The sequence below is a fragment of the Glutamicibacter sp. AOP12-B1-11 genome (assembly GCF_052379245.1).
In the GTDB taxonomy this organism is placed as follows: domain Bacteria; phylum Actinomycetota; class Actinomycetes; order Actinomycetales; family Micrococcaceae; genus Glutamicibacter.
On record NZ_JBQSYL010000038.1, the window covers coordinates 20,508 to 29,951 of the forward strand.

Genomic DNA, 9,444 nt, shown 5'->3' on the forward strand with positions numbered 1-9,444 from the left:
ACGAAGGACAACTACAAGTGAACTATCCATCGGACCCAGCGGCGCAGCGCAGACCACGCATCGGGCTGACCACCTACTGGCAGGAAGCCAAATGGGGTGTCTGGGAAAGCACCGCGGCCATTGTCCCGGGCAAGTACATCAAATCGGTGGTCGCAGCCGGCGGGACGCCAATGCTCCTGCCACCGGTTGCCACCGACCTCGCTGTCTTGGACATCCTGGACGGGCTGATTGTCATTGGCGGCGTGGATGTGGATCCTGCCAACTACGGGCAGCAACCGCATCCGCGCACGGCGGCGCAACCCGAGCGGGATTTGCACGATATGGCTTTGGCAGCCGCCGCGCTGGAGCGAGCAGTTCCGCTGTTCGCCATCTGCCGCGGCGCCCAGGTGCTCAACGTGCAGCAGGGCGGAACCCTGAACCAGCACCTGCCTGACGTGCTTCCGGAAGCAGCCGAAAAGTACCAGCCGGCTCCCGGCGTATTCGGCACGGTGGATTTCACCACCGTTCGCGGTTCGCTGGCTGAGCAAATCCTCGGAAGCCGGGCCAGCGCTCCGTGCTATCACCACCAGTCCCTGCTGGACGTTGCCAAGGGGTTGGCGGTCACCGCGCGGGCCAGCGACGGAACGGTGGAAATCGTTGAAATGCCGCAGGCCCCGGGTTGGGTCTTGGGAACGCAGTTCCACCCAGAAGAGAATCTGGACGACATCCGGCTGATGCAGGCTTTCGTCCAGGCATCGCACGACTACGCCACCCGCAAAACTATCCAGACACCACAGGAAGCGCTATGAGCACTGATACCGCAGTGAAAGACACCTTTACCGTGATCAACCCGGCGACTGGGCAAGCAGTCCAGGACGTCGCGCTGGCTGATACCGCGCAGGCGGATGCCGCAATTGCCCGAGCTTCCGAGGCTTTTCCCGCATGGAGCCAGGTGGCCCCCGCAGAGCGCGCCGCGCTGCTGCGCAGATTCGCGGACGCAGTCGACCGCGACCTCGAGAATCTGGCCCAGCTGGAAGTACTCAATGCCGGGCACACTATTGGCAACGCCCGATGGGAGGCCGGAAACGTCAGGGACGTGCTGAACTACTACGCAGCAGCCCCGGAACGGAACTTCGGCAAGCAGATTCCCGTCGCAGGCGGAGTGAACGTGACCTTCCACGAACCCCTGGGTGTCGTCGGAATCATTGTGCCGTGGAATTTCCCGATGCCTATCGCAGGGTGGGGATTCGCCCCGGCCTTGGCCGCAGGCAATACTGTCGTGCTCAAGCCAGCCGAGCTGACCCCGTTGACCGCCATCCGCCTGGGCGAGCTAGCCCGGGAGGCCGGCCTCCCGGAGGGCGTCTTCACCGTCATCCCGGGCAAGGGCTCTGTAGTCGGCGAGCGCTTTGTCACCCATCCCGACATCCGGAAGGTGGTCTTCACCGGGTCCACCCAAGTGGGCCAGGGGATCATGCGCGGATGCGCGGATCAGCTGAAGCGGGTCACCCTGGAGCTGGGTGGCAAGAGCGCCAATATCATCTTCGCTGATGCAGACCTCGACAAGGCAGCCGCCCAGGCACCGGGTGGAGTTTTCGACAACGCCGGACAGGACTGCTGTGCCCGCTCCCGGATCCTGGTGCAGCGCAGCGTTCTGGATGAGTTCATGGAGCGATTCACCCAGGCCGTCGCGGCGGTTACCGTCGGGGACCCGAGCGACGAAGCTACGGTGATGGGCCCTTTGGTCTCCGCCAAGCAATTGCAAACGGTGTCTTCGTTCCTGCTCGATGAACAAGGAAACCCACGCAGCGATATCGCCTACCAGGGAAAGATCCCCCAGGGCGAGGGTTACTGGTTCCCGCCTACGGTCGTGGTTCCCGAAGATCCGCAGGACCGGATCCTGCGCGAAGAGATTTTCGGACCGATCGTTGCGGTGATCCCATTCGAGGACGAGGCCGATGCTATCCGCATTGCCAATGACTCGGAGTACGGGCTCTCCGGATCCATCTGGACTCGGGATGTGGGCCGCGCCCTGCGCGTGGCCCGCGGGGTCGAGGCCGGGAACCTGTCGGTGAACTCCCATTCCTCAGTGCGCTATTCCACGCCTTTCGGCGGCTACAAGAAATCCGGACTCGGCCGCGAGCTGGGGCCGGATGCGCTGGAAGCCTTCAGCGAGGTCAAGAACGTCTTCATTGACACCGAAAGCTGATTTACCCGCAAAGCATCATCCAACTAAAACAAATCACTAACAAGGAGAACCATCAAATGAGCGAAACGGCCCCATACAACGGCTTGGTCACCAATCGGCTTGCCGGACGAGTCGCCACTATTACCGGCGGTGCCTCCGGCATCGGGCTGGCCACGGCCAAGCGCTTGGCCCATGAAGGTGCCAAGGTGGTCATTGGCGATATCTGTGCCGAGGACATCGGCCAGAAAGCCGCCGCGGAAGTCGGCGGGCTTTTCGTCCGCACCGATGTCACCAATGAGGACGACGTCAAGAACCTGTTCGCCACAGCCAAGTCGACCTACGGCTCGGTGGATATCGCATTCAATAACGCGGGGATTTCCCCGGCAGACGATGCTTCCATCCTGGATACCGGCATCGACGCTTGGCGCAAGGTGCAGGAGGTCAATCTGACCAGCGTGTACTACTGCTGCAAGCACGTGCTGCCTTACATGCAGGAACAAGGCCGGGGCTCCATCATCAACACCGCTTCCTTCGTCGCGGTCATGGGTGCGGCAACCAGCCAGATCAGCTACTCGGCTTCCAAGGGCGGGGTGCTGTCCATGAGCCGTGAGCTCGGTGTGGAATTCGCCCGGCAGGGCATCCGCGTCAATGCCTTGTGCCCCGGACCGGTGAACACCCCGTTGTTGAAAGAGCTCTTCGCCAAGGACCCGGAGCGCGCCGCTCGCCGCCTGGTGCATGTGCCATTGGGACGCTTCGCGGAACCAGATGAGTTGGCGGCCTCGGTAGCCTTCCTTGCCTCCGATGATTCTTCCTTCATCACCGCGAGCCAGTTCCTGGTGGACGGCGGCATCGCAGGAGCCTACGTAACCCCGCTGTAGATAGCAAGAGTACTCCCCAGAATCTGGCAACTGACGGTCCAGATCTGGGGAGTACTCTTGCCTTTATGGCATTGCCAGCGGCCTTCCGCCGACTCACCGAGCAAGCAGGCCTCCCATGGGTGCCATCTGATCCCCGAGACTTAGCGGGTCACCGGCTCGCTCTGCTCCAGCATCCCGAACTAATCGGCGCGGCAACGGTCCGCGGGCTGGCGGATGAAACTTCCCAAGCGGTGGAGCCCATCCTCGAACGCTGCGTGGCCTCCGCTGGTCAGGCACGTCTCGGCTAAACCCGTACCTGCTTCCCCGCCAAAGTATCGTCTTGGGTGGGAAAGTCGAACCCGCGGATCCGCTCCGAACGGCAAGCGACGGTCTGCGTGGAAAAGCCCGCGGGTGCATGAAATGCCTTGGTTAAAGCGCTAGGTTGGAAACGCAGGAATAGTTTACCCGTTTCTAAACGCACCATGTTGAGCCAATCGCCGCTAGTTCAATTCTGCCGATGAGGATCCAAGCCATGAAAACTCCCATCCCTGACTACCTCAACGAAGTTCTCAGCACGCTCCGCGAAGACACCACAGGCGCGACGGCAAGCTATATCCCGGAACTAGCAGAAGCCAACCCCGATCTGTTTGCTTTGGCGGTCACCACCGGCACGGGAAGCACCTATTCGGCCGGTGACGTTGACACAGAATTCTCCATCCAGTCCATCTCCAAGCCCTTCGCCTACGCCGCGGCGATCATGGACCGCGGAATAGACCGAGTGCTGGAGTCCATTGGCGTTGAGCCTTCGGGCGAAGCCTTCAACGAGCTGTCCCTCGAAGGCGACACGCACCGCCCGAAGAATCCGATGATCAATGCAGGCGCCATCGCCACGCACGGCTTGCTCGTCGGCGAGCGCGCGGACCCCGAAGCACGTGTGGCGCGCACGCTGAGCATGTTCTCGCAGCTTGCCGGCCGGGAACTACGCATCGACGAAAGCGTCTGCGCCTCCGAGCTCGTTACGGCGGATCGAAACCTTGCCACCGCGCATATGCTGCGCAGCTACGGAATCCTCACCAGCGACCCGCATGAGGTAGTCGCCGGCTACACGCGCCAATGCTCAATTCTGGTGACCGTGGCCGACCTGTCGATGATGGCGGCCACCCTCGCCAACGGCGGGGTACAACCGCGCACCCACGAGCGCGTCATCGACACGGATGTAGCCCGCCAGGTCATGGCGGTGATGGCTACCGCCGGAATGTATGACGGTGCCGGAGACTGGCTCACCAGGGTCGGCATTCCCGCGAAGAGCGGAGTGGCCGGCGGCCTGGTGGGGGTGCTTCCCGACCAGGTGGGGATCGGCGGCTTTTCGCCGCGGCTGGACGAGCACGGCAACAGCCAGCGCGCCCGGCGTGCCTTTGAGCGCTTGTCCGCGGACATGGGGCTGCATCTTTTTGCGCCAAGCCACGGCCGGCTGGAGGTCGTCGGAGTGCAACGAGAGAGCAGCCGCGAGGTATTCACCTTGCAGGGGAACGTGCAATTCACTGCGGCCGCGGAGCTCTTAGACCTCATGGCCGATTCCACCTCGCTCAGCGAAGTCCACGTTGACATGTCCCGCGTGCATTCCTTCACGGACGTCGCGCGCCGCATGACCCTTGAAGGATTGCGCAGGCTGCGCATGGACGGGCGACGGATCTTCATCAATGACCCGCTGCAGTCCTTGGCGAATCCCGATCTGGGAGACGGCACGTACCCGGAGAGATCCTAGAATCCTCTTGGCAGGCTCCGGCCCTCCGGGCTTCAACCGGACTCAATGGTTCAGCGACGCTAACGAGGCGGTCTCATGACCGTTAATCGATCGTGTCGCGGCCAGCCGGGATAGAGTTCCGCGGTGTCCGTTGGCTGCTCTCAAATCTCCGTTGGCATCTGAACTTCAAGCGCTGCGGCCACGCGTTGCATGTTCTCCCAGGTCTTCACGTTCAAGGTAATGGCCGTGGCCGCTTCGATCTGCGCTGGAACCGGCGCGCGTTCCCCGGGCACCCGGATGGGTTCGGCCGCGTCCTGCAGCTCGCTGCCCTTGACGTAATTGATGAACTCTTCAATCTGTGCCGTGTACTCCTCCAGGTCACGCAGCTGAGCCACGTCGATGGCGATGATCAGCGTTCCCTGGTGGTCTGCGGTTTTCCGCTCGGACACCGTCTGCGAACCCGAAAGCGCTCCGCCGAGCGCCTCGACTAGCAACCCCAAACCGAAGCCTTTGAAACCGCCGAAAGGCTTCAGCAGCCCGTCGGCGCCCACCCATTCCTTGGACAGCGTGTTGCCGCGATCCCGTTCCTCGGCCAGACGCCCGCTGGCCACCGCGCTGGTCGCGAAGTCGATAACCAGGTGGGGTGCCTCGGCGCGAGGTACCCCGGCTGCCAACGGGTTGGTTGAGAGCCGTGCTTGGGTTCCACCGGGCGGCACCACAATCTGTCCGGCACCATTGTTGTTGCCGAAGATCAGCGTCACCACACCGGCATCGGCGGCCTGTTCGCAGAAGGGCGCCAGCCGCCCGGCATATTCGCTGCTGTGCACCGCTACCGCCGAAATTCCGTACTTCTTGGATCGCTCTACGGCGAGCGCGGTCGCATCGCGCAGCGCAAAGTGCCCATAGGTTTCGTGGGCGTCCAGCCGCACCAAGGCACCGCTGTCCAGGTCCACGGTCGCCTGGGCGCCGGGCTTGGCGTGGCCGGCGACCGCCCGATCCACATATTCTGGAAGGCGGCGCAGTCCGTGCGAGGCGTGCCCCGCCAATTCGGAGGAAATCAGCTGCCCGGCCATGTACCCCGCATCCGCAGCGGATGCGCCGACTGCCTGCATGCAGTCGGCAATGAAGCGGTGCAACTGGACCGGTGAGCTAGTCACCGCGGTGAGCTGGTTAGACATGAATTCCTTAGGAACGTTGGGGCAACCGTGCGCCGTAGTTGGACGCTTGGACACGGATAGGCTCGCTTGACTGGTCCTTCTAGCGTACGTAGTCGGCGCCGGTAATATCGATTGTCGCTCCGGTGACGTGTCGGGACCGTCCGCTGGCCAAGAATGCGGCCAGCTCGGCGACCTCTGCGGCCCGGGTGATCTCCCCCAGCGGCAGGGCCGCAATGGACGGATCTTCCGGGTCCAGATGCGCAGCCGGCAACGCCCTTCGTGTTGAAGTCCGTACTTACAATTTCAACGATCGCGGCCGGGCCGTCCGTGGGGTGCACGGTGAGCACCCCTAGACAGCCGTTCTCAGTCAGGAAATTCCCGGCGATGGTGCCCCGCGTGATGGCCCAGGTAGGCCATGCCGTTGCGCAGGTAGTACATGGGCCTGCCGGAAATCCACCCTCAGCAGGCACTGGGCCCATCTTCGTAGATATAGCGAAGTACCCGGCGACGAACATCCAGAATGCCGCCCAGAGCGTGCGGTTGCTTGCGCTTGCCGCGGATGTTCAACCCGCGCGGCCAAATGGTGAAGAACAGCCCGCAAACTACCAGCAACGCGACGCTGCTCGGCGCCCGGTGCCGAAGAACGGAATCTCGAAAATACAATGTCGGAAAGCACCTGGGCGAATAGATCCACCCGAGGGTACTTCCCTGTTATGAGGACACCGGCTACCGGCTACCTATTGACCGGTGGATGTTCGGCGATGCAGAAAAGATTGCCTTCCGGGTCAGCGAGAGTACTCCACTGAACGTGCGCCACTTCTTCGAGCACATCCCACTTGTGCGTCGCCCCCAGGGCAATTACTCGCTGAACTTCCTCGGCGCGTGAACCCCAGGGGACCGTCAGGTCCCAGTGTGCAACCTGAGATTCGGGACGCGGCCGCATACTCGGCTGGAAGAACATGCCAAACCCGCCGGCTCCATTGGGCGGCAAATAAAAGCTGTCTCCGCCACCGGAAATTTCGCTTCCGGTCACGCCGGCCCAGAAATTCGCCAGGGCTTGGGGATTCTCTGCCTCTAGGTTGATTGCTCCGAGGGTGACTTTGCTTTGTTGTGTCATGGCCCTACATTGGACCTCTCGACCGGCAAGTTCTCACGGTGCTCTTAAATTCTGCGTTCGGCGTCGCTTCGCAGGATGCAGAATTCGTTGCCTTCCGGATCGGCAAGAACCACCCATCCGGTTCCGTCCGGATTACGCAGATCATCGACTTCCCGCGCCCCTAGGGCCAGCAATCGCGCTAGTTCCTCGTCGAGGGTGCCATTCGCTGGTTTCAGATCAAGATGCACACGGTTTTTGAGCTGTTTGGCATTGGGTACCTCGATGAACAGCAAGCGCTGCGTACCGTCAGCGGAGAAGATCATGCATTCCTCCTCGCCGGCAAGGTTCGGGTCATCCGGGTCTTCCTGAAAACCGAGAACTTGGCCCCAGAATACCGATTGGGTGAAGGCATCGATGCTGTCAAAAGTCGTATGGGAAATGAGCGCTGTCATGGGCTTCAGCGTAACGCCCGCCGAGCGACCGGTCCACGGTTCAAAGCGACCGAAAACCCCGAATAACCGAATAAGTTCAACTTCCGGCAGCCTTCGCCTGCAGGAGTGCACGCTCGCGTTCGTTTCCGGCCAGCGAGGCGGCAAGCGCGAACTCCAGCCGGGCCTCTTCCTCCCGCCCCAGGCGCAGCAACAGCTCCGCTCGGGTGGCAGGCAGCAGGTGGTATCCGCGCAGCGCACCGGTTGCCCGGATCCCATCGATAATCCGCAGCGCGGATTCCGGTCCGGTGGCCATCGCCACAGCCGCCGCCCGGTTCAGCTCAACCACCGGCGAGGGCGCCAGCCGTCCCAGCGCCTCATACAAAACCACTATCTGGTCCCAGTCGGTCTCCTCGATGTGTGGCGCGAGAGCATGGCAGCGGGCGATTGCTGCCTGCAGACAGTACGCTCCGCGGCCCCGTCCAAGGGCGTCCGCGCGTTCCAGCGCTTGGCGTCCCCTGCTGATCTTTCCCTGGTCCCAGCGTTGGCGATCCTGATCGGCAAGCAGCACCGGTTCGCCTTTGGCATCCACTCGCGCCGGGAATCGCGCCGCGGTCAGTTCCATGAGCGCGAGCAGCCCATGGACTTCCGGTTCTTTGGGCATTAGGGCGGCCAGTCCGCGGGCCAGTCGGGCTGCTTCCTGGCCGAGTTCTGGACGCATCCAGTCGGTTCCGCTGCTGGCGGTGTGCCCTTCGTTGAAGATCAGATACAACACACCCAGTACGGAACCGAGACGTTCGGGCAGCTCGCCGTGGCTGGGGACCTCAAACGGGACTTGAGCCGCCGCCAGGGTCTTCTTCGCACGTACTATCCGCTGCTGCACCGTCGCCACCGGCAGCAGGAACGCCCGCCCGATTTCTTCACTCGATAATCCGCCGACTACGCGCAGCGTCAGCGCAACCCGCGCCTCGCGGGCCAGCACCGGATGGCAGGAGATGAACACCAGGCGCAGCACGTCATCATCAATCTCATCCGGGTCCCATGGCAGCTCGTCCACCGCGGATTCTTGTTCACGTTCCAATTCTTGGCCCATCACGGCGAGCCGCTGATCCAGCCGCTCGCGGCGGCGAAACCCATCGATGGCCTTGCGCTTGGCCACGGCGGTCAACCAGGACGCCGGATTGCGCGGTACGCCCTGCTCGGGCCATTGGCGCAGCGCATCGATGACCGCTTCCTGCGCCAGATCCTCTGCCAAGCCAAAATCGCCGGTGAGCCGGGTCAGGGTGGCGATGATCCGCGCGGATTCGATCCGCCAGATCGCGGCCACGGTGCGCTCGACCCCGTGAGATTCGGTTGAGCGCGCCGTCGCTTCCTCGTGCGAATTGTTCATCTTAGGCTTGGCCGCGCTGAGCCTGTTCCTCGCGCCAGCCTTCTTCTTTTTGAATCCACTCGTTGTCGGCTGGAAAGTCCTCGGGTCCGTGGACACGCCGGACTTCCAAAAGTGCGCCGGTTCCGAGTGGAGCGCGCTTGGCCCACTGAATGGCCTCTTCCTTGGAGGAGACTTCAATGATCCAGAAACCGTTGAACAGTTCCTTGGTCTCGCCGTAGGGACCGTCTGTGACCAATGGTTCCTCGGAAGAGAAGTCGACAACAGAACCTTCCGCGGCATCGGACAGTCCCTCGCCGGCAAGCATCACCCCAGCCTTCATCATGGACTCGTTGTACTTGCCCATATCTTCGATGATCTGCTCGAAGGGAATTTCCTGGTAGGCCTTCACGCCCTCATCGGTTGCACGCATAATCAGCATGAATTTCATGGTGTTCCTCCTTGAATCCGGGGCCAGCTTTTTTGACCCTCTCATAGAAGACGTCGAACCGGAAGAGCCAGGATCGACAGAACTTTCAAAAAACTTTAAAAGTTTTTTGGGCGCTGCATAACATGGCGCAGGCTGCTTCTCTTGCCGGCCGTTGACTTGGCCGAAGGCCTGTCCGAGGCGG

General features: G+C 62.3%; 11 protein-coding genes. 5 read left to right on the top strand and 6 right to left on the bottom strand.

All coding sequences use genetic code 11. The features are described from left to right. The first annotated feature begins 17 nt into the window (after positions 1-17). From ACT3UQ_RS17745 to ACT3UQ_RS17765, 5 genes are all read left to right on the top strand, one after another. Positions 18-788, top strand: a complete 771-nt coding sequence (locus ACT3UQ_RS17745) for a gamma-glutamyl-gamma-aminobutyrate hydrolase family protein (RefSeq protein ID WP_258133480.1) — start codon at positions 18-20, stop codon at positions 786-788. Continuing rightward, positions 785-2,185, top strand: a complete 1,401-nt coding sequence (locus ACT3UQ_RS17750) for an aldehyde dehydrogenase family protein (RefSeq protein ID WP_444637639.1) — start codon at positions 785-787, stop codon at positions 2,183-2,185. The genes ACT3UQ_RS17745 and ACT3UQ_RS17750 overlap by 4 nt, the downstream gene beginning before the upstream one ends. Positions 2,186-2,241: 56 nt before the next feature. Continuing rightward, positions 2,242-3,042, top strand: coding sequence for a 3-oxoacyl-ACP reductase (locus ACT3UQ_RS17755; protein WP_105552600.1), 801 nt, complete (start codon positions 2,242-2,244; stop codon positions 3,040-3,042). A gap of 65 nt (positions 3,043-3,107) precedes the next feature. Further along, a complete protein-coding gene (locus tag ACT3UQ_RS17760) occupies positions 3,108-3,329 on the top strand; it encodes a hypothetical protein (protein WP_146112423.1) in 222 nt (73 codons plus the stop codon). 224 nt (positions 3,330-3,553) lie between these two features. After that, positions 3,554-4,786: a glutaminase gene (locus ACT3UQ_RS17765; RefSeq protein WP_444637640.1), complete on the top strand. Its 1,233-nt coding sequence runs from the start codon at positions 3,554-3,556 to the stop codon at positions 4,784-4,786. A gap of 140 nt (positions 4,787-4,926) precedes the next feature. Here ACT3UQ_RS17765 and ACT3UQ_RS17770 read toward each other — a convergent pair whose 3' ends face one another. The 6 genes from ACT3UQ_RS17770 to ACT3UQ_RS17795 all read right to left on the bottom strand — a co-directional run bounded on the left by ACT3UQ_RS17770 (position 4,927) and on the right by ACT3UQ_RS17795 (position 9,263). Beyond that, positions 4,927-5,943: an Ldh family oxidoreductase gene (locus tag ACT3UQ_RS17770; protein WP_105552598.1), complete on the bottom strand. Its 1,017-nt coding sequence runs from the start codon at positions 5,941-5,943 to the stop codon at positions 4,927-4,929. A gap of 79 nt (positions 5,944-6,022) precedes the next feature. Next, positions 6,023-6,193 carry an SDR family oxidoreductase gene (locus ACT3UQ_RS17775; RefSeq protein WP_219843908.1) on the bottom strand — a complete coding sequence of 57 codons (171 nt, stop codon included), beginning with the start codon at positions 6,191-6,193 and terminating at the stop codon, positions 6,023-6,025. 462 nt (positions 6,194-6,655) lie between these two features. Next, the gene (locus ACT3UQ_RS17780) at positions 6,656-7,039 is read right to left on the bottom strand and encodes a VOC family protein (protein ID WP_105552597.1); all 384 of its coding nucleotides are present in this window, start codon (positions 7,037-7,039) and stop codon (positions 6,656-6,658) included. A 44-nt stretch (positions 7,040-7,083) separates the two neighbouring features. Then, complete coding sequence (locus ACT3UQ_RS17785; RefSeq protein ID WP_146112422.1) at positions 7,084-7,470, bottom strand: VOC family protein; 387 nt, start codon at positions 7,468-7,470, stop codon at positions 7,084-7,086. A gap of 76 nt (positions 7,471-7,546) precedes the next feature. Continuing rightward, on the bottom strand, positions 7,547-8,836 hold the full coding sequence (locus tag ACT3UQ_RS17790) for an RNA polymerase sigma factor (RefSeq protein ID WP_444637641.1): 1,290 nt from the start codon (positions 8,834-8,836) through the stop codon (positions 7,547-7,549). A 1-nt stretch (position 8,837) separates the two neighbouring features. Then, a complete protein-coding gene (locus ACT3UQ_RS17795) occupies positions 8,838-9,263 on the bottom strand; it encodes a YciI family protein (protein WP_105552594.1) in 426 nt (141 codons plus the stop codon). Between the last annotated feature and the right edge of the window lie 181 nt (positions 9,264-9,444).

What these genes read in the sequence shown, in the direction of transcription:
- ACT3UQ_RS17750 (WP_444637639.1), top strand. Translation starts at nt 785, where the DNA reads ATGAGCACTGATACCGCAGTGAAAGACACCTTTACCGTGATCAACCCG.
- ACT3UQ_RS17760 (WP_146112423.1), top strand. Translation starts at nt 3,108, where the DNA reads ATGGCATTGCCAGCGGCCTTCCGCCGACTCACCGAGCAAGCAGGCCTC.
- ACT3UQ_RS17795 (WP_105552594.1), bottom strand. Translation starts at nt 9,263, where the DNA reads ATGAAATTCATGCTGATTATGCGTGCAACCGATGAGGGCGTGAAGGCC.
- ACT3UQ_RS17785 (WP_146112422.1), bottom strand. Translation starts at nt 7,470, where the DNA reads ATGACAGCGCTCATTTCCCATACGACTTTTGACAGCATCGATGCCTTC.
- ACT3UQ_RS17770 (WP_105552598.1), bottom strand. Translation starts at nt 5,943, where the DNA reads ATGTCTAACCAGCTCACCGCGGTGACTAGCTCACCGGTCCAGTTGCAC.
- ACT3UQ_RS17790 (WP_444637641.1), bottom strand. Translation starts at nt 8,836, where the DNA reads ATGAACAATTCGCACGAGGAAGCGACGGCGCGCTCAACCGAATCTCAC.
- ACT3UQ_RS17765 (WP_444637640.1), top strand. Translation starts at nt 3,554, where the DNA reads ATGAAAACTCCCATCCCTGACTACCTCAACGAAGTTCTCAGCACGCTC.
- ACT3UQ_RS17780 (WP_105552597.1), bottom strand. Translation starts at nt 7,039, where the DNA reads ATGACACAACAAAGCAAAGTCACCCTCGGAGCAATCAACCTAGAGGCA.
- ACT3UQ_RS17755 (WP_105552600.1), top strand. Translation starts at nt 2,242, where the DNA reads ATGAGCGAAACGGCCCCATACAACGGCTTGGTCACCAATCGGCTTGCC.